Annotated in this window: 15 protein-coding genes; 8 read left to right on the top strand and 7 right to left on the bottom strand. The window is 46.1% G+C overall.

The annotated features are described in order from the left end of the window. The first annotated feature begins 131 nt into the window (after positions 1-131). The 7 genes from katG to K300_RS15035 all read left to right on the top strand — a co-directional run bounded on the left by katG (position 132) and on the right by K300_RS15035 (position 10,505). Positions 132-2,318: a catalase/peroxidase HPI gene (katG, locus tag K300_RS0107880; protein ID WP_022851124.1), complete on the top strand. Its 2,187-nt coding sequence runs from the start codon at positions 132-134 to the stop codon at positions 2,316-2,318. A gap of 218 nt (positions 2,319-2,536) precedes the next feature. Beyond that, entirely contained in the window at positions 2,537-3,244 is a 708-nt protein-coding gene (locus K300_RS0107875; RefSeq protein ID WP_022851123.1) for a LytR/AlgR family response regulator transcription factor, read from the top strand. A gap of 117 nt (positions 3,245-3,361) precedes the next feature. Beyond that, on the top strand, positions 3,362-5,272 hold the full coding sequence (gene cooS / locus K300_RS0107870) for an anaerobic carbon-monoxide dehydrogenase catalytic subunit (protein ID WP_022851122.1): 1,911 nt from the start codon (positions 3,362-3,364) through the stop codon (positions 5,270-5,272). A gap of 10 nt (positions 5,273-5,282) precedes the next feature. Next, a complete protein-coding gene (locus K300_RS15045) occupies positions 5,283-6,122 on the top strand; it encodes an ATP-binding protein (protein WP_022851121.1) in 840 nt (279 codons plus the stop codon). Beyond that, on the top strand, positions 6,119-6,706 hold the full coding sequence (locus K300_RS0107860; protein ID WP_022851120.1) for a 4Fe-4S dicluster domain-containing protein: 588 nt from the start codon (positions 6,119-6,121) through the stop codon (positions 6,704-6,706). Before K300_RS15045 ends, K300_RS0107860 begins: the two co-directional genes overlap by 4 nt. Position 6,707: 1 nt before the next feature. Continuing rightward, a complete protein-coding gene (locus K300_RS15040) occupies positions 6,708-7,928 on the top strand; it encodes an NAD(P)/FAD-dependent oxidoreductase (RefSeq protein WP_022851119.1) in 1,221 nt (406 codons plus the stop codon). A 174-nt stretch (positions 7,929-8,102) separates the two neighbouring features. Then, the gene (locus K300_RS15035) at positions 8,103-10,505 is read left to right on the top strand and encodes a bifunctional diguanylate cyclase/phosphodiesterase (RefSeq protein WP_022851118.1); all 2,403 of its coding nucleotides are present in this window, start codon (positions 8,103-8,105) and stop codon (positions 10,503-10,505) included. 58 nt (positions 10,506-10,563) lie between these two features. On the opposite strand, the gene K300_RS0107845 is transcribed toward K300_RS15035, so the two are convergent. The 7 genes from K300_RS0107845 to K300_RS0107815 form a co-directional block, all read right to left on the bottom strand. Then, on the bottom strand, positions 10,564-11,349 hold the full coding sequence (locus tag K300_RS0107845; protein ID WP_022851117.1) for an alkaline phosphatase family protein: 786 nt from the start codon (positions 11,347-11,349) through the stop codon (positions 10,564-10,566). A gap of 142 nt (positions 11,350-11,491) precedes the next feature. Then, positions 11,492-12,100 (bottom strand): TorD/DmsD family molecular chaperone, encoded by a 609-nt coding sequence (locus K300_RS0107840; protein ID WP_081646925.1) that lies wholly within the window; start codon positions 12,098-12,100, stop codon positions 11,492-11,494. 59 nt (positions 12,101-12,159) lie between these two features. Further along, positions 12,160-12,918: a 4Fe-4S dicluster domain-containing protein gene (locus tag K300_RS0107835; protein WP_022851115.1), complete on the bottom strand. Its 759-nt coding sequence runs from the start codon at positions 12,916-12,918 to the stop codon at positions 12,160-12,162. Positions 12,919-12,929: 11 nt separating this feature from the next. Further along, on the bottom strand, positions 12,930-15,464 hold the full coding sequence (locus K300_RS0107830) for a molybdopterin-dependent oxidoreductase (protein ID WP_022851114.1): 2,535 nt from the start codon (positions 15,462-15,464) through the stop codon (positions 12,930-12,932). A gap of 145 nt (positions 15,465-15,609) precedes the next feature. Next, entirely contained in the window at positions 15,610-16,980 is a 1,371-nt protein-coding gene (locus tag K300_RS0107825) for a sigma-54-dependent transcriptional regulator (protein ID WP_022851113.1), read from the bottom strand. Beyond that, positions 16,973-18,340 carry a sensor histidine kinase gene (locus K300_RS0107820; RefSeq protein ID WP_022851112.1) on the bottom strand — a complete coding sequence of 456 codons (1,368 nt, stop codon included), beginning with the start codon at positions 18,338-18,340 and terminating at the stop codon, positions 16,973-16,975. The genes K300_RS0107825 and K300_RS0107820 overlap by 8 nt, the downstream gene beginning before the upstream one ends. Beyond that, positions 18,318-19,160, bottom strand: a complete 843-nt coding sequence (locus K300_RS0107815; protein ID WP_022851111.1) for a substrate-binding domain-containing protein — start codon at positions 19,158-19,160, stop codon at positions 18,318-18,320. The genes K300_RS0107820 and K300_RS0107815 overlap by 23 nt, the downstream gene beginning before the upstream one ends. Before the next feature lie 657 nt (positions 19,161-19,817). On the opposite strand from K300_RS0107815, the gene K300_RS0107810 reads away from it, so the two are divergent. Further along, positions 19,818-22,814 (top strand): PKD domain-containing protein, encoded by a 2,997-nt coding sequence (locus K300_RS0107810; protein WP_022851110.1) that lies wholly within the window; start codon positions 19,818-19,820, stop codon positions 22,812-22,814. Positions 22,815-22,852: the final 38 nt, after the last annotated feature.

Here is a 22,852-nt window from a genome sequence, read left to right as displayed (position 1 = left end):
TTCGATAGAGCAGAGGCATTTAGCAAAAAGGAAACAAAAATTTAGGATAAAATTTATCATTCCAGCATTGTTATGATATAATATCAATTACGGGGCAAATACGCCCTGCATAAATAATCCGGAGGTACAATGTGAGTGAAGAGAAAAAGTGCCCGGTGACGGGCAAGGTAGATAGACCCACAGCTTCGAAGGGGACAACAAATAAGGACTGGTGGCCGAACAAACTTAATCTCAAGATCCTTAGCCAGAACTCGGAGAAGGTCGATCCCATGGGCGAGGATTTCGACTATGCGGAGGAGTTTAGCAAGCTTGATCTTGAGGCGGTTAAGAAGGATCTTTTTGATCTTATGACCACTTCGCAGGATTGGTGGCCCGCAGATTACGGCCATTACGGCGGTCTTTTTATACGCATGGCGTGGCACAGCGCCGGAACATACAGGGTTGGCGACGGCAGAGGGGGAGGCGGAACCGGCAATCAGCGTTTCGCACCCCTCAACAGCTGGCCGGACAACGCAAACCTTGATAAGGCAAGAAGGCTCCTTTGGCCTATAAAGAAGAAGTACGGCAGGAGCATATCATGGGCGGATCTTATGATCCTTGCCGGAAACTGCGCCATAGAATCCATGGGGCTCAAGCCCTTCGGCTTTGGTGGAGGAAGGGAGGATATCTGGGAGCCCGAAGAGGATGTTTACTGGGGTACCGAGGTGGAATGGCTTGGAGATGACCGTTACTCCGGTGAACGTGATCTTGATAATCCCCTCGCCGCAGTTCAGATGGGGCTTATATACGTGAACCCCGAAGGGCCTAACGGTGAGCCGAATGTGCTTGCCTCTGCGAAGGATGTTAGAGACACCTTCGCCCGTATGGCCATGAATGATGAAGAGACCGTTGCCCTCGTGGCGGGTGGACACACCTTCGGTAAATGCCACGGGGCTGGTGATGCTGCGAAGGTCGGGCCTGAGCCGGAGGCGGCTCCCGTTGAGGAGATGGGGCTCGGCTGGATAAGTTCCCACGGCAGCGGAAAGGGTGATGATACCATAACAAGCGGCATAGAGGGTGCATGGACGCCTAATCCGATCAAATGGGATATGGGCTACTTCGATATGCTCTTCGGCTACGACTGGAATCTTGAGAAAAGCCCCGCCGGAGCATATCAGTGGGCACCTGTTAACCCTGCGGAGAAGAATCTCGCACCAGCCGCCCACGACCCTTCGAAGAAGGTTAAGACGATGATGACAACGGCGGATCTCACTCTGCGGATGGATCCCGCCTATGAAAAGATATCAAGAAGGTTCTATGAAAACCCCGAAGAGTTTGCCGATGCCTTTGCAAGGGCATGGTTTAAGCTCACCCACAGGGATATGGGCCCCAAGTCAAGGTATCTGGGGCCGGATGTTCCCGAGGAGGACCTTATCTGGCAGGATCCGATCCCTGCGCTTGATCATGAGGTAGTGGATGAGAAGGATATCGCCCAGCTCAAGGGGAAGATACTTGAAACGGGGCTGTCCGTATCTGAACTGGTATATACTGCCTGGTCCTCCGCATCTACTTTCAGAGGCTCGGACTTCAAGGGTGGTGCGAACGGTGCACGGATTATGCTCGAGCCGATGAAGAACTGGGAGGCGAACGAACCTGTAAGGCTTGAGAAGATTCTTGAGGTGCTTAAAGGGATACATGAAGAGTTTAACGGCTCCGGGAAGAAGGTTTCCATGGCCGACCTGATCGTGCTCGGCGGTTGCGCAGGTGTTGAAAAAGCGGCTAAGGATGCTGGCTTCGACGTTACTGTTCCCTTTACCCCCGGACGGATGGATACAACTCAAGAACTCACCGATGCGGACTCATTTCAGGTGCTCGAGCCCCATGCGGACGGATTCCGTAACTATCAGAAGAAGAAATACTCTGTGACCCCCGAGGAGATGCTCGTGGATAAGGCACAGCTCCTTACCCTCACCGCTCCTGAGATGACCGTTCTCATCGGTGGTATGCGTATGCTTGGTGCAAACTACAAGGGTGCTGAGCACGGCGTCTTTACGGAGAGGCCCGGGGTGCTCTCCAACGATTTCTTCGTGAACATCCTTGATATGGGGACTATCTGGAAGCCCTCCGCCGATGATGAAAACATTTTCGAAGGGCGTGATAGAACCAGTGGAAAGCTTAAGTGGACCGCTACTAGGGTGGATCTTATATTCGGTTCAAACTCCGAGTTGAGAGCTCTCTCCGAGGTCTATGCCTGCGATGATTCCATGGAGAAATTCGTGAACGACTTCATCAAAGCATGGGATAAGGTTATGAATCTGGACCGCTTCGAGCTGAACTAGAAACTCATAAAGCATCGTATAGTCAATAAAGGAGGGGAGGTGTTCGCATCTCCCCTTTTTGATATGCGACACTTAATCAAAAGGTAAGCTAGGTTTCAAATCAGGCTATATTCTGTGCATTTTAACGCTTCTTTCCTGGTTATTTCCGGTCATACTCCGGTGCGGCTTTATCTATGTGATTCCTTATGCTTGTGCTATAATCTGGTTTCAGGTGCTATATGGTTAATGTTTCGGACGGTATTCAATTCCTTGAGAAGATGGAGCCGGGGGTTATTATCTTCAATGAAGATATGCTTATAACCTCGGCGAACAGGATATTTCTACGCCAATTTCCTCTTTTTACTGAGGAGAGTATTATCGGTCAGGATATAATGGCGATCCACACCGAGGACTCAATAAAAAGGATCCGCTCGTTCATAGAACATCTGAATGAGAGCCGCCAGCAGATAGTTACCCAGATAAAGTCCGATTCAATGGCAGATTCTGAAAAATACTACATGATAAGGCTCATGAGCCTTATCACGGGGAGCGGAAAACGTTCCTACTGCCTGCTGAGCTACGACATCACCGGACTGATAACAAATAAGCACAAGAAACTGGTTAAAATGCCCGCATACAGCGGTGATGATATCTTCCTTATCGATCTTGGGGATGTTCTATACTTTTCCGCAGACAACATATACACAAGGTTTTATACCGAAGATAAGGAATATTACGCATTCTTTATGATCTCCGAGATAGAAGAGAAGCTCCCCTCCCAGAGTTTTTACCGTATTCACCGCAGTCATATCATAAACCTTGATGCCATCGAAAAGGTTTCAAAGAAGGGGGGCGGACTTACCGTTAAGCTCCGTTCCGTAGATGAACCCTTTTCCGTAGGCCGCTCCAGAGTTAAAACCTTCCTTGAAATAATGGGACTCAAGTAGTCCTGTTTGTTCGCAATAATATACAGCATTTCATTAATCTCTTTCGGCGGGTCACAAATTTGTGTTTGTGAATAATAGAATGCCGTTTAAAATAGGGGGATTACTCAGGAGGGTGCTATGAAAAACGATAAAAGAAGTGTGGATCCGGCTGCTCAGCAGGTATTTAATGTAATGGACAGTCAGGGGTACGATAACGCATGGAGCCGGCTTGAAAAACAAAAGCCCCAGTGTGGTTACGGTGAGCTCGGTGTCTGTTGTAAGATATGCGTCATGGGCCCGTGCCGTATTGATCCATTCGGCGGCGAGCCCTCTAGGGGTGTCTGCGGAGCGGATGCAGATACAATAGTTGCAAGAAATGTTTTGAGAATGATAGCCGTGGGGGCTTCGGCCCATTCGGATCACGGAAGAAGACCCGCCATACTCCTGCGTGAGGTGGCCGAGGGTAAGAATACAGACTACAAGATCACCGATGCGGAGAAGCTCAAAGGTGTTGCTCAGAAGATCGGTGTTTATGACAGCGGCGACAGTATCCTTGAGATGGCTGGAAAGGTTGCAGAGGTTGCCCTTGACTGCTTCAGCAGACAGAAAGAGGGGTGTATACCCTTCGCCGATGCCTATCTGCCCAAAAAACGTCAGGAGAGGTTTGAAAAACTGGAGAAGATGTTCACTGACGAGATGGGTATGACCATCGGCGTTCTCCCCAGAAATATAGACAGGGAGGCGGTTGATATCCTCCAGCGAACTCACTTCGGCACAGACCACGATCCTCTTTCGCTCCTTATGCAGGGTGTTCGATGTTCACTTTCCGACGGATGGGGGGGCTCGCTCATAGCTACGGAGCTTCAGGATATACTGTTCGGCACGCCCACGGTAAAATCGGTTCAGGCCAACCTTGGCGTTATCGATGAGGATTATGTCAATATAGTTGTCTCCGGCCACGAACCCATACTTTCGGCAAAGATCGTTGAGATCGCCATGTCCAAGGCTATGAAAGAGTACGCAGTTTCCAAGGGTGCCAAGGGTGTTAACGTTGTCGGAATGTGCTGTACAGGTAATGAGATACTTATGAGACAGGGTGTCTCCATAGCGGGGAATGAACTCCACCAGGAGCTTGCCGTTATGACTGGTGCCGTTGAAGCGGTTGTTGTAGATGTACAGTGTATATTCCCCTCCCTTGCTGATCTCAGCAAGTGCTTCCACACCCAGTTCATATCAACGAGTGACCAGGCAAAATTCCCCGGAGCAAAACACATACAGTTTGTTGAAGAGAATGCGGACAGGATCGCCGAGGATGTTATCCGTTCGGCGGTGGATGTCTTCCCCCAGAGGAATAAACAGAAGGTACATATTCCCAAAACCAAATCAAATGCCATAGTCGGTTTCAGCGTAGAGGAGATTCTTAAGGCATTGGGCGGCACACCCCAGCCCCTTATAGATGCCATTGCAGGGGGAAGCATAAAAGGAGTTGTAGGCGTTGTGGGATGTAACAACGTTAAGATAACACAGGACTCCTATCATCTCTCCCTCACCAGTGAACTTCTAAAGAGGGATATACTTGTCATCGGAACAGGATGCTGGGCCATTGCCGCAGCCAAGGCCGGGTTTATGAATATGGATATACTAAGCGAGACATCCCCCAATCTGCGAGGTGTTTGTGAGTCCCTAGGCATACCCCCTGTTCTTCATATGGGCTCATGTGTGGACTGCTCCAGAATGCTTGTCCTTGCCGGGGCCCTTGCCGACACCCTCGGGGTTGACGTGGATCAGCTCCCCCTTGTGGGCTCTGCACCCGAATGGACGACGGAGAAGGCGGTATCCATCGGAACCTATTTCGTCGCAAGCGGCATACCCGTTCATCTCTGGCCTGCTCCTCCGGTTCTCGGAAGTGCAACGGTTACAAAGATGCTCACCGACGATATTAACGGACTTCTCGGCGCGGCCTTCTTTGTTGAGGGTGATCCTGTGGCAGCGGCGGATAAGATGGAAGAGATGATAATCGAAAAACGCAAAGCTCTTGGGCTTTCATAAGGGGGAAAGAATGGATAATGAGAGCTTACGGGTTGTTATAACAGGAAAAGGGGGTGCGGGGAAGACCACGGTAACATCCTCCCTCGCTCACCTCATGAGTGAAACTGGGAAGAAGGTTCTTGTGGTGGACGAAGACCCGCAGATGAACCTCCCCTATACCCTGGGCATGTCCCAGGAAGCAGGGGCTCAGATAGTTCCGCTGAACAAGAATTTCGACTACATAGAGGAGAAAACGGGGGCCAGACCCAAGGGGAACTGGGGGGCTTACTTCCGTATGAATCCTCCTGTGGAGGACGTTATCGACAGGTTCGGCATTAAGATGAAGGATAACCTGACACTCCTGGTTATGGGTACCGTGCAGAAAGCCGCTGCAGGGTGTCTCTGTCCCGAAAATGCCCTTCTTGATGCCGTTGTGAGCTATGTGGGTGTCCGTACAAACGAGGTGATACTCATGGACACACAAGCCGGTGTTGAACATTTCGGCAGGGCTCTGTCCGAAGGTTTTGAGCATTGTCTGGTTATCACCGACGATACATACAGCTCTATGAGCGTTGCGGTACTTACCTTGAAGCTTGCCCGTGAGATAGGGATTAAGAATGTACATCTTGTTTTCAACCGTACTTCCCCGAATTCTGCAAAAACCGCAAGGCTTGAGGAGATGCTGGGGGGGAACATTGAGGACAGCTTCGACAGCGTTTTCTATATCCCCTACGACGAGATAATCCGAGAAACCGAGCCGGATATATCCGGAGTTATTAAGGATCCGGAGCAGAGCTTTACCAAATCGCTCAAATCCATAGCCGAAACCCTTGGGGAGCTTACAGGGGCAGAGGCGGGGAGACAGCAATGAAAAAGATATTCGTAACTTATGAGAAATGTGTGGGATGCAAGCACTGCGAGCTGAACTGCGCAGTTGAGCATCACCCGAGCAAGGATCTCTTCTCCATGGTTGGTGATAAAAAGACACAGGTTAACGTTAATGTCGTTAAAGTAGGGGAGTACACCTTCCCGGTATCCTGCCGACACTGCGAGCCTGCATACTGTATGGATGCCTGCCCCTCTGGCGCTATCTCGAGGGATAAGGAGACCAATGCGGTTACGATAGATGCATATATGTGCAAGGCATGCGCCATGTGTGCCATGGTGTGCCCCTTTGATGCCATCTCCTTCAAGGAAACCCATGAATCGAAATTCGGGCGTGATGTTGCATACAAATGCGATCTATGCGTAAGCAGACTGGAAGAGGATGAGAAGCCCGCCTGTGTCACAGCATGCAAAACAGGAGCCCTTGAGTTCAGAGATATGGAAGAACTCCGCATAGACAAGGCTAAGAAAGACCTTCGAAACTACATCCTCGGAGAGGAAGCCATACCGGAAAACATCAAGCTTTACAGAGAGGTGAGCAAGCAGAGAGACAACTCGGTGGGGGAATAGTATGCGTATCGTCACAGTAGGCACAGGCATGGCTGCCACAGAGTTCGTCTCCACATTGCGGGAGGAGGGCTCAAGGGACGAAGTTCTTATGATAACTCCGGAAAGATTCGCCCCGTACTCTCCTTGCAGTATGCCTTTCTTCCTTGCGGGGGAGCCCTTGGAGACAGTTTACTGGAAGGGGGAAGACTTCTTCGAAAACCATGGAACAGAGGCGTTGCTGGGTGAATCAGTAACCGAGATAGATACCACTAAACAGACCCTCCTCACCAGCGGGGGGAGGAGCATAGGTTATGATAAGCTTTTCTTCTCCACAGGCTCCAAAAGCTGGTATCCCAAGCCGGATATGCTTGAATATGTGGGAGTGTTCGGGTTTAAAAGCCTTACGGATCTCACTGAGATCGACAGTTATATCAGGGAGCAGGGGTGCAAAAGAGCGGTTGTCTTCGGCGGAGGGTTCATAGGCGTGGACGCTGCGCTCTCCCTTTGGCACAGGGGACTTGACGTCACCATAGTACACAGGAACAACAGGCTCCTCTCTCAGATGACGGATGAGGAGGGGGGAAAGTTTGCCACAGCGAAGATAGAGGAGAAGACGGGGATATCCGTTAAGCTAAAGAATGTTGTGGAAGAGGTTAAGGATAACGCAGGCCAGGTTAAAAGCGTTGTGCTGACCGACGGAACGGAGATAGATACCGATCTTCTTATAATCACAGTCGGCGTGTCTCCAAATTCCGAAGCCCTTACGGGTGACGACGGGGGCGTTAGCGTTGATGAATGCCTCAGATACTCCTCGAATGTTTACTGTGCCGGTGATGTGGCTCTCACATCGCATATGGTTACGGGAGAGCAAAAGATATACGCCACATACCCCAACGCCCGTAGCCAGGCCAGAAATGCGGCCTTGAGTATTATGTACGGTGACGAGGCATTTGAGGGATCTGTAAATACCAACGTTCTTAAAAAGCATATAGATTTTCCAATTATTGCTGCGGGGCTTTTCGAGGGTGAAAACTGTACATATTCCGATGCGGAGGTTTTCCGCCGGCTGTATCTTAAGGATGGAAAAATACACGGATATCAGATTGTTGGGGATACACTACTCTCGGGTTATGTCTATAACCTGTATATCTCCCAAACAGAGCTCAACGATGATTTTCTCGATGCCTTTATGAGGAATGATAATAAGTATTACTATAAGATGATAACAGGTGTTATCCACTAGCGGACTACTGCATGACTTGGTATCAGCTAGTTAAATAGGGAGTTGTCTATCGAGATATAGCCTTTATCAATTCGCAGAGTTAATGGTTGCCTTTACATAGGCAAAAATGATGAACTGTTGATAAAAACCCCGGAGTGCACTATGATCGGGTAGTATAAATTAATGGTGGCTCTGATGATTAACGATATCAATATCCATAAGTTTGTGTTCATGTCTCTGAGCGAGCTCGATCTTCCTATCTTCATTGTTGATGATGCCGGAGGGATAGTTTACGCAAATAATGCTGCAACAGAATATACAGGGTACAGCAATGGCGAGCTACTCTCTATGGGGGTCTGCGACATCGACCTTTACCATTCTTCATCTGAGCGGTTTTCCAAACATTGGAAATACATGCTCTCCGACGATTTCAAAAAGGTTAAATCATTTGAAACGGTTCACAGGACAGCGTCAGGTGAGGCGGTTCCGGTAGAGGTTATCCCCTCCTTCTTTGAATATCAAGGGCGCCTATTCAGCACCACCATCGTCCGTAATATTAAACTCCAAAAGGAATACAAAGATGAGATAGAGCTGTTTAAGGCAGTTATGAATGAATCCCATGATATGGTTTTCATCGTAAGGATGTCCGATTCATTTCTGGAATATGCTAATAAAACGGCCATAAATAAATCAGGTTATACCCTTGATGAAATGAGAGAAATTGGCATAGATTCCTTCCGTATTTCTGATAACAATGACTATGATGAGCACTCCAGACAGCTGGCCGAAAAAGGTTCCATGGTGGATTATGCAAAGCTGAAACGCAAAGACGGAACCATGTTCCCCATTGAGGCAAGGCTCAGGGTTGTGGATTATAAGGAGGAAAGCTACAACATTGCGATTATATCAGATATCTCTGAAAAGGTAGAGAGGAACAACGAACTCAACGATATTAACGAAAAGCTGGACAAGCTTGTTAAGAAGAGGACCTTAGAGCTAACAGACAGTCTGTCCATCCTCGAAAGCTATATGCAGGCCATCGACCACAGTAGCATAGTCAGCAGGACTGATCATAACGGACGTATTACTTATGTTAACGATATTTTCTGCGAGGTCTCTGGTTATTCAAAAAATGAGGCCGTTGGGAACAAGCATAACATCAACAGGCATCCGGATAACACCGATGCATTTTACAACGGGCTTTGGAGCACAATAAATTCAAAGAAACCATGGAAAGGGGTTATGAAGAACCTTGCCAAGGATGGTTCTGACTATTATATGAACCTTGTGATCCTCCCTATTCAGAATAGCAGGGGGGAGATACTTGAATTTATCGGAGTCGGAAGTGATATAACCGAGCTTGTAAACCAGAAAGAGAAGTATAAGAATCTTTTATTCTATGATTCTCTGTCCGGACTCGGCAACAGAAATAAGCTCCTGTCAGATATCGGTTCCAGCGGATATATCGCCCTCGGGTTCATTGATATAAACAGCTTTAATACAATAAATGATTTCTACGGCATTGAGTTCGGAGATGTACTGCTTTATGAGTTCGCCTGCTTTTTAAAGGGATATTTCCCGGAAGAGTACGAGCTATACAGGCTTCACGGCGATCAGTTTGCAGTGCTGACGGATAAGCTTAACAAGGCTGAGCTTGTGGATAAGCTTAAGTCTGCGATAAAATATTTTTCGGAGAATACTTTCAGGGTTGAGGATAAGAATCTTACGATATCATTGACCTCTGCGGTTTCTTCGGAGGCTAATCGTCTTGCTTACTCCACCTGTGATCTGGCTGTGAGGTATGCGAAGAAGCACGGTCAAGACCTTGTTGAGTATTCAGAAGAGCTTGGAATCGAGAAGGGGTTGTCAGAGAATATAGAGAATGCGGCGCTTCTGCAGAGATCCTTTGCGGATAACAGGGTTTTGCTTCATTATCAGCCCATATACAACTCTGAAAATGACATAATCAACAAGTATGAATGTCTCGTCAGGATTAAAACCGAGGAGGGGGGAATCCTTTCCCCGTTCAGCTTCCTTGAGGCTGCTAAGGTATCCAGGCTCTACAGCAGGCTCTCCCAGATTATAATCAAGAAAGCTTTTCAGACCGCTGCGAAGCATCCCGAGTTGACTTTCAGCGTGAATATAGGTGTTGATGATATCGTTGACAAAACAACGAGGAAACTGATTTTTAAAGAGCTTAACTCCATGGGAGGACACAATATTATCTTTGAGATTGTGGAGTCGGAGGAAATCAGGAGTGATGAGAATGTTATGAGTTTCCTCTCCAAGGTCAAGGAGATGGGGGCAAGGATTGCCATAGACGACTTCGGAACAGGATACTCAAACTTCGGGTATCTTGTTAATATAAATGCGGATTATATTAAGATTGACGGTTCGCTCATATCAAAAATTAATGAGAGTAAAAGCACATACAACATTGTTAAGCTTATTATTGAGTTTGCAAAACTGCATGATATGAAAACAATAGCAGAGTTTGTGTCCGATGAGCACATCTACCGGAGCTTGAAGGAGCTGGGCATCGATTTCATGCAGGGGTACTACATAGGCAAGCCGGGCGAGTTATTTGAGATTAGTTGATTTTTTTTAGAGACCTGCATCCTGCCTTCGCAGTTTGTCATGAAAACCAGGCATATTTTTACCTGATATAGATACTTTCGATGTATTGCTTAAGGTTGCTGATTTTTAATGTGTCTGGCGTTAGTTCAGGTGGATGGCCGCTATTTGAGTATACGATCAGAGGTCTTTTTGCATCCTCAGGATGCTTCGAACCGTGTATTTTTCCATGTCCGGCATGATCCGATGTGATAACCAGAAGATAGGAGCTGCCTTTTGAGAGTTTATTGAAAAACATAGCCAGCATTTCATCAATGAAGTTGAATTCGTCAAGATAATCATCGGAAAGCCACCCGCTTTCCGGACCTGCGAAGTCAAGCCCGCTGATATGAAGGAATATGAATTGTTTTTTATTAATATCCAAGGTCTTGACTGCTTTTTCTATGGCATTGAATTTAGAGTATATTTCAGTATCAGTATGTTCGTTGGCTAAATATCCAAGCTTTGGTTTGCTGTAAATTAATGCTGTCTCATAGCCGGCCTGTTTGGCTGTGGAGAGCATTGTGGGCTCTGAGACCCTGTCCTCGCCCTTTTTCCATGTATTATCAGTTTTACCGTTTTCTTCAGGAGACAGGCCGCTCAGCATTGCTGTGTGTGCGATAAGTGTTTTCGGAGGCTGTGTACTGGATGCTTCGCTTGAGTATCTCCCCTCTTTAATAAAGCCATAAATATTGGGGGAATTTTCCTCACTTACTGCAGCAGGGTGGAGTGCATCGATGGATATAACCGCTACGGTATTAACCGGATGGGGTTCTGCAAATAAGAGCTGTGCGATTAAAAATAATAGTAAGTGTATCCCAGTCTTCATATGTTCTCTCCGAGTTCATAATACTATATAGAAATCGAAAAAGTACATAGGATTAGCAGCTCCACCCTGGAGGGCTGTGACATTATACCTCTGGGATAAAAAAACCCGCCAGTTCAGGCGGGAAAAATGGAGGTTTTTTTATTTAGCTGCAGCATAATGTTGTCAGCTCATTTTGGGTAAACATCCCCAGGCTCTCTCCCACGCATTTATAAATATCTGTGGAAGCATTTGAGATGATCAATGGCGATAAACCTTTTACAAAAGGTAGAAAGAAGCTTTCCATGAATCTGTTGAGGATATCCATGGTTTTTTGGGACGGGTTGTTATGGTAATCTGCCAGCAATGTATGGAGAAATTCCAATTCAACAGCAATATGGTCGCTTGTGTCGCTAATATCTTTGGACACTGTAAGGCCATACTCTTTGTATAATTCCTCAACTTCTTTAGTTGAATCGGAATTCAGTTTTCTTTTCTTATCAATGTATACTGAGCCGTAAGGCGGGGCATTCAGCTTATATGGTCCGACAAACAGAGCGGCATAATCAATCATTATCTCTGTTTCTTTATTTTTCTTAAGGGCATTCTTCACTCTTTCCGCATAGGGGCGGTATTCCTCTCCCAGGCTCTCAAGCAGTTCTGCAAAATAGCCGAGTATCTCCGGCTCATTGAGAAAGGTATCCTCAGGGTTGTAAAACATAAGAGCAAAGGCTCTGCACAGTTCTGATTTCAATCCAGAGTTGTCTATAGTCATTTATTCACCGTTAAAAGGATTAAGGAGGGATGCCCAGGCACCCCTCCATTGGATCATAGCTACTTAACTTTGTAGGACCTTATATAGTAAACATTAGGCTCAGTGCCCGCTTCAACCTGCAGTCTTTCGTAGCTGTAGGTGTTCAGCAACCTGGATGCCTTGCTGTTAGGGTCATCAAGGTCCCCTACAACTCTTGCATGTGAAGGGCAGGCATCAACACAGTATGGATCCTCACAGTTCTTGATCCTGTGTTCGCAAAGTATGCACTTTTCAACAATCCCCTTCCTTCTGACATCGTCGTAGTCCGGATGTGCGTATTTTGTCTTGAAAGGGGGTACAGCGCCAGCTCCCTTTGAGACCTCTGCGCCGGAGGATGTCATGCCGTCGAGGAGTACAGAGCTGCTTCTGTATGCCGGATGTGTGGGTTCATCATCGAAATTGAAGCTGATTACGCTGTATTCCGCATCGCTTCCCTCGAGATCTTCCGCACTGTATGGACAGGCCATCTGGCACTGCCGGCACCCGATACATCTCTCATCATTATGCATGGTTATTCCGTCTTTTGTTTTAAACATTGCCTTGGGTGTTACAGGGCATGCATCAACGCATGCAGCATTTGAGCAATGATTGCAAAGGACAGGATAGGCTGTAAAGTTTAAATCGGGGAACTTGCCTTCCATCTTGAAGATAAAGTCCGCCCAGTTATAAGATTGACCGTTTTTTCTGTCCTGTGTATTGTTTTCTGTTTTACATGCGATTCCGCATGCTCCGCATCCTACACATTTATGCAGATCTATTACCATTCCCATTTTGGACATAATTCAACTCCTTATGCTTTTTCAATTTTTACGCCGCAGAAACCGCCGTTTCTTGCTGTACTACCAGAGAGGCGGTCATAGTCTGCAGGCATCAGTTCGTTATTGTTAAAGCCTTTAGGTTTAGCGTTATGGTAATCTTCTGCAGCAATTCTTCCATAAGCCCAGTGACCTTGGCCGTAGCATTTGGTGATTGTGCCGGGGCGTACGCCTTCCCAAAGCTTTGCCTTGATAACAAAGCTTGCGTTGACAGATGTTATTCTAACCATGTCTCCGTTGGATATGCCGTACTTGGACGCATCCTCAGGATTAATCTTCAACACATCGTCCCAGCTTTCGTCACCGAGGTCCACTTTCTTGAATTCCTGATACCATGTACAGTTTGCACTGCGTCCTTCCTTATTCAGGCGTGATCTGTGGTCGATGAAGGTTAGGGGGTACTCCTCTGTTGAGCCGTAACGGAAAGGTTTCTCATAGTGAGGTATGAAAGCATGCTCTCCACGTGCTTCGTAATTGCATTCTTCAAGGACGTTATCTACATCTGTGTGATGCTTCTTTGCATGCTTTGAAAGAGCTTCCTTGAGGGTTTCGCTGTAGAACTCAAACTTCTTTGTCTTTGTCTTAAACTTGCCCCAGCTTTTTTTGAAGGGATAGGGTGCATCATTCCAGACTCCAACAGCTTTAAAGTCCTCCCAACCGTTAATCTTATCTCCGGGGAAGCTCTCTTTGCCGTCCCATGTGGGTGCTGTGTAATACTTTACAACGTATAAAGCAAACTCCTTGGCATTCTGCGGGGTCGCACCGGTTTCGGGATCCTTGAAGCTGTCTTTGAAGTACCTGAGCATATTGTCGAATCCCTTCTCTGCAAGCTTCTCGGCTATAAGGAAAGGTATCTCTGTTTCATCGGTACGAACATCCCACATGGGATCTACAACAGGCTGAAGGAGAGAAACCTGTGAGTGCCTGTTCCCTTTGCTCTTGAGGAATGCCCACTTTTCAAATGTTGTAATCGCTGAAGGGAGAACTATATCTGAAAACTGAGTCATTTCGGAGGCGTGGGTTGTTATGTGCACATAGAAATCGAGCTTGCTGAGGGCCTCTTCCCATCTTTGTGCTCCGGTTCCGGAAAATGTGAAGTTGTTCATGTATCCGATACCCATCTTGATATCGTAAGGGTCCTTTTCAAGCATGGCAGTGGCAACATTGTTGGTTACAACTCCGCCGCCGGATTTTCCTTTTTTAAGAGCAGGGAAGTCAAGGTAACCTCGCTGGTCTATTTTCTGGTATTTCTTTTTGGCGATACTGTCTTTATATGCATCCAGGCTGGGCATCTTGTTGACATGGGTTTTCCCCTTCATAAGGGTTCCCCCCTGATTGTCTATTGAGCCGAGAAGTCCGCAGAGTGCCTCAATCGCCATTGCCGAGTAAGTACCGCGCACGTGCATTGCCGCACCCGGACCCATCCACACACAGACAGAAGGGGCTGCTACTGCCATCTCTCTGGCTGTTTTATAGATCTGCTCTGCCGGGATTTTGGTTTCTTTCTCTGCCCATTCGGGTGTTTTATCCTTAAGCTCCAGATTCCACCATTTAGCAATACCGCTCGTATACTTCTCCTCAAATAATGACTCATCAACAGTTTCGCCAGCTTTGAAATGGTTTACACTGTCTTTGAAATCGCCGACAAAGGGCTTGTACCACAGCTCTTCTGTTAGAAGCACATGGGCTATGGCCACAGCAAGGGCTCCGTCTGTTCCGGGTAGTACGGGGAGCCAGTTGTGGGCCTTTGCAGCGGATGCGTTCAGTTTTGGATCCACAACGGTGATTGTCGCCTTGTCCATAACCTCGCCGAATACTTTTATTGAGTAGGGAACCTGCCTGTTCGAAACAAGCGGATCCAGCCCCCATATCAGCAGATATTTCGTATTATCAAGGTCATAGTCTCGATAGTCCCAGTATCCGTGGGTGAAGAATGCACCGGACTTTTCTGCTTCTGCACAGATGGCGCTGTGAGAAATATTGTTAGGAGAGCCGTAGATCTTTGTCATTGCATCATAGATGATATCTCTAGCGTAGGTGTAGCGTCCCCTGTTGAGCATATATTTATGAGCTTCGCCGTTCTTTCTCAGCTCGATCATTTTATCTGCGATGGTGTCCAGAGCTTCGTCCCAGCTTATGGGCACAAACTTGGGATCCACACCCCTTCCTTTTTCGGGGTTTGTCCTTTTCATGGGCACTTTTACTCTATCGGGGTCATAAAGCTGCTGCAGTCCCATATGCGCTCTGGGGCAGCAAGTGCCTTCGTTTGCTTTGCTGTTGGGGTTTCCTCGAACCTTTACAGCTCTGCCGTCCTGCACAAAAACCTGTATAGGGTCCCAAGTGGTACACCCCTGGCATGTTGTTGATATCCACTCACCTTCGGCTTCGCCCATCTTCTGAGGCATGGCTGAAGCAGGTTCTAAAGCATTATTTTTTGGTACACAGCCAAAAGCGGCTGCAGTACCTATAACTGCTGTCGCTTTAAGAAAATCTCTTCTTTTGATTTTCATTTAAAGACCTCCTGAATTTACTGATAGTTACATATGCAATGGAGGTGCCAATTGTTAGGGAGTGGTAAGTGGCTTATAACGAAGGGTATGTGTTGATGAGAGTATATGTTGCTGTAAAGATGTTTTACGTTTAGGTATAGAATCTTTACATCAGGTCGTATTTCTTAATCTTTGCATTCAGGGTGACCCTTGAGATATTCAACCATTCCGCAGCTTCACTGAGTTTTCCGTTAAACCTGCTCAGAGCGCCTTGCACAAGTACCTTCTCGCATTCTGCGAGTGAGCTATTGTATATATCGTTTTTGTATTTATTTGTGAAATAATCATAAAGGCGGAGTTGTCCATGGGGTTCTGAGCTTATGGCACCGAAACTTATGTTATCCAGGCAGAGCTTCTCACTGTTTGCCAGTGCAACAGCCTCCCTTATCCTGTTCTCCAGCTCACGCACATTGCCGCGCCATTCCTGATTCTTGAGTATCTCAATCAGTTCTTTGCTAATACAGCGTATCTTTCTGCTGTTTTTCTGGTTATATTTCCCTAGCAGGTACAGTACGATCTCTGGTATATCATTTTTCCTAGCCCTTAGAGGGGGTATGTCTATCCCGATAACGCTCAGCCGATAGAAAAGGTCTTCTCTGAAATCGCCTGAGTCCACAAGCTGGGTAAGGTTCCTGTTAGAAGCTGCGATGATCCTTACATCAACGGAGCATGCCATAGATTCGCCAATCTTCTGAATCGAGCCATTCTGTAGAACTCTAAGCAGTTTCGCTTGCAGCTCATAGGGGAGCTCGCTTATCTCGTCCAGAAAGATTGTTCCGCGGTTTGCTGATTCGAAAAGCCCTACTTTATGAGATGATGCACCGCTGAACGCACCCTTGGTGTAGCCGAAGAGCTCACTTTCCAGAAGTTCAGAGGGTATAGCCGCACAGTTTACCGGTATAAAAGGTTCCGGGGCTCTTTTGCTGTGTCTGTGAAGCATTCCGGCTATCAGATCCTTCCCGGTTCCGCTCTCTCCTGTTATCAAAACAGGGGCATCGGACTGAGAGGCCGAGGCGGTAAGCTTCAATACATCCCTCATCGGTTTGGATGTGCCCGCAATCTCGATGCTTCTGTCATACTCAGGAACCCTGATAAAATCATCACCACATGAAGTTCCGTTTTCAAGATAGTAATCGTTAATGCTTTCAATAAAAACTTCAGGCTCAATGGGTTTTACCAGATATTCCACAGCTCCGGTTTTAACGGCCTCAACTACCGTGTTGCTGTTGCCGTATGCAGTCATGAAAATAACCGGTATGGCGGGATAGTCCTTATTCAGTCTCTCCAGGACATCAATACCGTTTTCTTCGCCAAGTTTAAAGTCCAGGAAAATAAGACCTATATGACTGTTATTTCTAAGTATTGTAAATGCTTCTGAGGCGTTATTTGCGATGGAAAGGCTGTAGTCCCTGTTAAATGCCTTTTTCAGGCTGTATGTAAGAGAAGTGTCATCGTCTATTACAAGGATGTTACGCATTATTTGCACCTTTAAGTATTATAGTGAATTTTGCTCCTTCTGTGTAGCTTGTATCTATTGATATAGTACCGTTTAATGCGAAGAGGATTTTTTCACACATACTCATGCCTAAGCCTGTACCGCTTTTTTTAGTTGTGAAGAATGGCAGAAAAACCTTATCGGCAATATTTTTTTGGATGCCGACACCGTTGTCAATGTAAGATATTATTGTGCTGTTAGGTGCTTGCTCAAAATGTATCTTAACAGAAGTTGCATCAGCCTCTTTCGAGTTATATATCAAATTCTCTAATACGCTGAAAAGCTTAAGTTCGTCTGTTTTGAATTCAAAGTCATTGCCATAGTAGAGTATACTAATCTCATTAAGAACCCTGTGGAAGTGCTCGATGAGCATACGTTTAATTCGTTTGGTGTTTGTTTCAGTAATATCCACATCCACAGTCTTTGCTATCCGCAGGAACTCATTCACAGTCATAGATATTCTGTCCACTTCCCTTTCGATGACGACAAGGTCATCATCTGTTATGGACTCTCCCGTTCGAAAGCTGTGGGTCATAATCTTGAGTGACATTGCAGGGTTGCGAAGTTCGTGTGCCAGCCCTGCAGATAGTGAGCCTATGGCAGCCAGTTTTTCGTCCTGAGCGATTTTTTTCTCCGACTCAATGTTCTGCTTCATTTTTTTATCAAGCTCCACAGAAAGGGCCGTAATGATGTTGGCGAGGGTTTTAATCTCCGATGAGGTGTGCTCTGGGATATTGAAGTAAATCGGGACACTGCTGCTTTCGGATTCGATTAGTGAGGCAGATATTATATTTATAGGTTTGGTGAAAAAGAAAATAAGGACAATTGCCGCCACAAGAAATACGACAATAATCAGCATTATTACACCTGTAGTTACAATATTATGGCTCAGGATCTGGTGTTGAATATAATCAAGATCAACATGATAAACTGCATAGCCGATGGTCTTTCCGTTATCCAGCGTTATGTCCATTGTTTTATAGCTACTACTGTCGTTCTGGATTGCTGGAATATCCTTTGTGACCATTGCATCAGTAATATAACGCTTCTTACTGTTTAGTATGAATACATTTTGGACCAGAGATACGTTATGTGCGATACTTTCAGTTATCGTAAACAATGTGTATATGTCGTCGTATAGGATGGAGTCTCGCAAACTGTTCATTGAGCTGAAGTGAATATTCCGTATTGTCTCGTTTGAGAGCTTGCTGTATTCAAACTTATCAAAGAGATATTGAGCTGAGATATTGCTAAGGCCTGCAACGATAACAAAGGCGGTAAAGAGAAGCAAAAACCTGTTTTTAAAAGAATCAGGTATGCTATTTCTTATGATTTTCAACATACTTTTTTATCTCATGGACAATATCGTAATCACTCTCTTCTGCGGGTACAAACCTGTCTATCATGAGCTCGGATAAGATACTGCTCCCTTCCGGGTCTTTGTGCATATTGAGCAAAACCGCTTTAAGCTGTTCGGTTTTTATATTGTCCATCTTGTTGGATGCGACTATAGGTGGCATTCCAAAGTCCGGCGAGCGGTGGATCACCTCCAGATTCGAGACATTCTCAGGGTTATTGGCTTTAATACTTTCAAACACCAGCTCGTCCACTGCCCCTGCATCAACGACTCCTTTATTCACAAGGTATACCGATTTATCGTGGGTGCCTGTGAAGTATACCTTTTTGAAAAATGAGTTAATATCTCCGAACTTTCTGTTGAACAGATAAGAGGGGTACAGGTACCCCGTGTTGGAAAGTCTGTCCGTCATGACAAAAACCTTCTCCTGCATATCACTAAGAGAATCGATACCCGATTCACTGTTTGCTATAACGACAGAGTTATAGGTTTTTACACCGTTGATAACCGGCACAGCAACAAGCCTATATTCCGATTCATCGAGATAAAGCATCGCCCCTGTACAGATACTTGCAAAATCCACCTGGCTGTTTTTAATCAGCTGGTTCATTTCGCTGTAGTTTTCCTTATGGATAATATGTGATTCAGTATCCATTTTTTGTGCAATATAATTGTTCAGCTCTTCATAGTGGATGAAGGTGCTGGAGGCGGAGAGCATAGAGGAGATGCCGTATTTTAGAGTTGTTTCTGCGTTAACTCCGAATGTGCTGAGTATGAGCAGGAAAAGCACTGCTATATTTTTCATAGTTGCCTCTTGATACTGCAAGTAGTTTATTAACTTATTAAATGTCAAGTGTAGCTGGTTCTCTATTTTGTTAAATGTAAAATTAAAGATACTTATATCACATATATACTCTCTGGATGTGCTTTTTCAAGAGAATCATGCGGCCTTTCAGTGAACAACCATCTGGCGAAGAGCCAGTTTTGAGTATTAGATCCAGGGCTGATGTCGGTGCAATGCATTACCTGATAGGCGTTTCAGAAAACTATTCTGCCATAAATCTTGTGAATCCCTCCCAAGCAGGCTAGGCTCAGCCTGTATAATATGTGGAACCCGCTTAAGCTTATCAGCTGTGTTAATACTCCTGTATTATGAGTTGTCTATTATCAAGCCAGACTTTTTACAAACTGCAGGGGCCCCTATTTTAATATGCATGCTCTTCGGTTGCCGTGCATCTATAAGGAATTTCATTATGAAGGAAAAACATATATAAATGCTGAAAAGGCATCTCATTAACAATAAAAATTTCCACCAGTCTTAGTGTTTTCGAAGTACATATCTGCCTGTGGTATCTTTTGAAACTCAAATGTACATATGAATGACTAATACAATATCAGTATTCAGAAATGTTGCTTGTTGTTGTATAAATAAAAGTAATAGAAGATTAAAGGAGATACCGGTATGAAGAAGTCGGCTATTTTTCGATCCTTAATTCTTATTATTTTTACAGCATTAGCGCTTTCTATCACAGCTTGCGGTGGGGGCAGTGGTTCGGATCATAGTGAACCTGTTAACCCGGATCCTGAGCCGGTGACCTATTACAGTATTTACGCCGACGTTAACGGCCTGTTGGGCGAAATCGAGATCTCCAACGGTAAATCCTCCAGAGTTGTTTCAGGGGCAGGTGAAAAGCTTCTCGGTGATACATTTCAGGACAAGGATGTTTACGGCATAACCGTAACCTCCCAGCCAGAGGGCGGTTTCTGCTCTGTGGAAAACGGGGCAGGCACTATTGAAGGGGCAGATGTTAGGGATGTTGTAATCAACTGCTTCTATACCGCAGAGGATGTTGAGGATATTGAACTGGACTCCAACGACAGCATCATTTCAGTCTCCGATAACTCCATTGTAATAAAGGGTGATTCTGAACTCGCTGCTAATATCACAGAGGGTACAATCCTATGCTCTCAGGCCTCTGAAGCTAAGCCCTTTGGCTCTCTACTCAGTATAACAGGCAAGGAGTATCAAGAAGGAAACTATGTTCTTTCAACGGAGCCTGCCGAACTAACAGATATGTATAATAACGCCGGCATGATGACCACTCAATCGATGAGCAATGCCGAAGTTGTAGATACTCAGTCATTCCAAGGCGGAAGTATCAGTGTACATAGGGTAAGAAGTGCTGGCGACTACTGCTCCGGTGTGCCGACTGATTTCTATGCCGCAATAAATGATGTTCAGCTGAGTGACGGTATAACTATAAACGGCTGTTACGGTTTCAGCTATGACCTTGAACTTGACTTCGATATTGAGGACTCAAGGATAACAAGCTTCGACTACTCCCAGACAGGGAAGGCTATAAGCGCTGTAGACATTCATGTAGACGGGGCATATTCCAATATAAACGAGGCCTATGATATTGGAGAGGTTAAGTTTAAGGGTGTACTTAAAACAGATATAAACATCCCGTACTCTTTCATAGTCGGCTTCACAGCCTCTGTTAAAGGAACCGCATCCGGAGAGGTATATGCCGGTGTCGGTTCATCTGTGGAAGGAGCAGCCAGTGTCCAAGCTGATCAGTCCGGTATAGAACACTCCAGGGACTTCAGCCACAGCTTTGAGCGTATGGGTCCTGAGCTGACGGGGGATACCGCCATCGATATCGGTGTTATGGGAAATACCTCCCTGAAGCTTTTTGACGTAAACGGTATATCTTTAAATACTTCTATGGATTCTTCCATAGTAGCTGATACAGCAGAAACGCCGTGGTGGAGTATGTACGGAAGTATAGATTCCACAACCCTTCTCGGCGACACTTCTGGAGTTATAAGCGGGTTTGGTCTATTCATTAATGAAGGGGCAGAGTTGAACTCTGAGAATTTTCAGATTGCGGATGAGCTCCTTGCCCAGTCGGATGGAGGAATCGATACAAACGACACCCCCGAGGCTCGTTTCAGCTATTCACCGTTATCCCCCCAGACAGATACTTCGATTGTCTTTACAAATGAATCTAGCGATCCTGATGGTGATTCTCTGATGTATCTATGGGATTTTGGTGACAACTACACATCAACGGAAGCGAACCCTGTTCATTCATTCTCTGATTCCGGAACATATACTGTAACGCTTACAGCTGAGGACCCAGACGGGCTTTCAGACACAGAGAGCGCAGTAATAACCGTTACAGCTCCTGTCTATAATACGCCTCCAGAGGCATCGTTCAGCTACTCCCCCGAGGAACCGGAGACCGGAGAGGAGGTGTCCTTTACAAACACCTCCACCGATACCGACAATGATACGCTGACATATCTATGGGACTTAGGCGACGGCACCACGGAAACGGCAGAATCACCTTCGCATACATACATTGAGGCCGGAACATACACCGTTGTCCTTGAGGTATCCGATGGTGAAGAGACGGATACCGAGGTTGCTCAGATAACGGTTACATCTCCTGAACCTGTGATTACTGTCATATCTCCCAACGGCGGGGAAAGTATTGAGGCAGGGGAAGCACTTACCATTGAGTGGATAAGTACAGACTATGACGGACTGTTGGATATCAGCCTTGTCGGCGATAATATCACCGAAGAAATAGCCTACAGCCAGCCTTCATCGGGGAGCTATGAATGGGTAGTGCCTGAATCTATTGAGGGGGGTGATTCCTATAAGGTGAAGGTGATGACCGTTACCAGTCCAGACACATTATACGACTACAGCGATGGGTCATTCTCTATCACTGAGCCCGCTGTGAAGTATTCCGTTGAAGCAAGGTTTAACAATAGCGGTAGCGTAACTCCAGAGACAGCAGTTGTTGTCGAAGGGGAAAGGGTTGAGTTTGTTCTTGTTCCAAACGATGGTTGCTATTTTGTTCCCACTGCATCGGGAACATGCGGTGCAGGTACTTTTAGCGGAAATACCTATACTACAGATGTGATCATGCAAGACTGCTGGGTAGCCTTCAGTTTTGTGGAGGAAGAGGAAGAGCCTGTGATACCGGAGTCTGCTCCGAAACTGAAGAAAACCGGACAGACAACTTCCTACGCAGATTACGATGATGGCTGGTATCAGGCTGGTGTTGAGCCGAGCTACAGCAGAGCGAATGATATCGTTACAGACGAAGTGACCGGGCTTATGTGGCAGGATGATGCGGATGCAAGTTCAATCAACAAAGACTGGCAGGGTGCTATCGATTATTGCGATGCACTTAGCCTTGGGGGATATTCTGACTGGAGACTCCCGTCGATTGAAGAACTGGAAACTATAGTGGATTTGGGTAGAGTTTTACCTTCAGCTGATCTTGTTTTCCAAAACGTGGGCAATTCGAACTATTGGTCGTCAACTACCTATGCTTATGATGGTATTAATGCATGGATAGTGAACTTCGTCGAGGGCAAAAGTAGCTACAGCAATAAGTCGGTTACGTACCGCTTACGTTGTGTTCGTTCTGGAGAGTGAGTAGTTCAGCCCAAATTAAATAGCATTCATACTTAAAA

The sequence above is a fragment of the Limisalsivibrio acetivorans genome (genome assembly GCF_000421105.1).
GTDB classification, from domain to species: Bacteria; Chrysiogenota; Deferribacteres; order Deferribacterales; family Geovibrionaceae; genus Limisalsivibrio; species Limisalsivibrio acetivorans.
Note: the sequence above shows the minus strand (reverse complement) of the source record. Positions and strands in the feature narration are given on the sequence as shown.

Bases quoted from the DNA above. Each gene is read 5' to 3' on its own strand.
- K300_RS0107875 (WP_022851123.1), top strand. From the start codon at position 2,537: ATGGTTAATGTTTCGGACGGTATTCAATTCCTTGAGAAGATGGAGCCG.
- cooS (WP_022851122.1), top strand. From the start codon at position 3,362: ATGAAAAACGATAAAAGAAGTGTGGATCCGGCTGCTCAGCAGGTATTT.
- K300_RS15045 (WP_022851121.1), top strand. From the start codon at position 5,283: ATGGATAATGAGAGCTTACGGGTTGTTATAACAGGAAAAGGGGGTGCG.
- K300_RS0107860 (WP_022851120.1), top strand. From the start codon at position 6,119: ATGAAAAAGATATTCGTAACTTATGAGAAATGTGTGGGATGCAAGCAC.
- K300_RS15040 (WP_022851119.1), top strand. From the start codon at position 6,708: ATGCGTATCGTCACAGTAGGCACAGGCATGGCTGCCACAGAGTTCGTC.
- K300_RS15035 (WP_022851118.1), top strand. From the start codon at position 8,103: ATGATTAACGATATCAATATCCATAAGTTTGTGTTCATGTCTCTGAGC.
- K300_RS0107845 (WP_022851117.1), bottom strand. From the start codon at position 11,349: ATGAAGACTGGGATACACTTACTATTATTTTTAATCGCACAGCTCTTA.
- K300_RS0107840 (WP_081646925.1), bottom strand. From the start codon at position 12,100: ATGACTATAGACAACTCTGGATTGAAATCAGAACTGTGCAGAGCCTTT.
- K300_RS0107835 (WP_022851115.1), bottom strand. From the start codon at position 12,918: ATGTCCAAAATGGGAATGGTAATAGATCTGCATAAATGTGTAGGATGC.
- K300_RS0107830 (WP_022851114.1), bottom strand. From the start codon at position 15,464: ATGAAAATCAAAAGAAGAGATTTTCTTAAAGCGACAGCAGTTATAGGT.
- K300_RS0107825 (WP_022851113.1), bottom strand. From the start codon at position 16,980: ATGCGTAACATCCTTGTAATAGACGATGACACTTCTCTTACATACAGC.
- K300_RS0107820 (WP_022851112.1), bottom strand. From the start codon at position 18,340: ATGTTGAAAATCATAAGAAATAGCATACCTGATTCTTTTAAAAACAGG.
- K300_RS0107815 (WP_022851111.1), bottom strand. From the start codon at position 19,160: ATGAAAAATATAGCAGTGCTTTTCCTGCTCATACTCAGCACATTCGGA.
- K300_RS0107810 (WP_022851110.1), top strand. From the start codon at position 19,818: ATGAAGAAGTCGGCTATTTTTCGATCCTTAATTCTTATTATTTTTACA.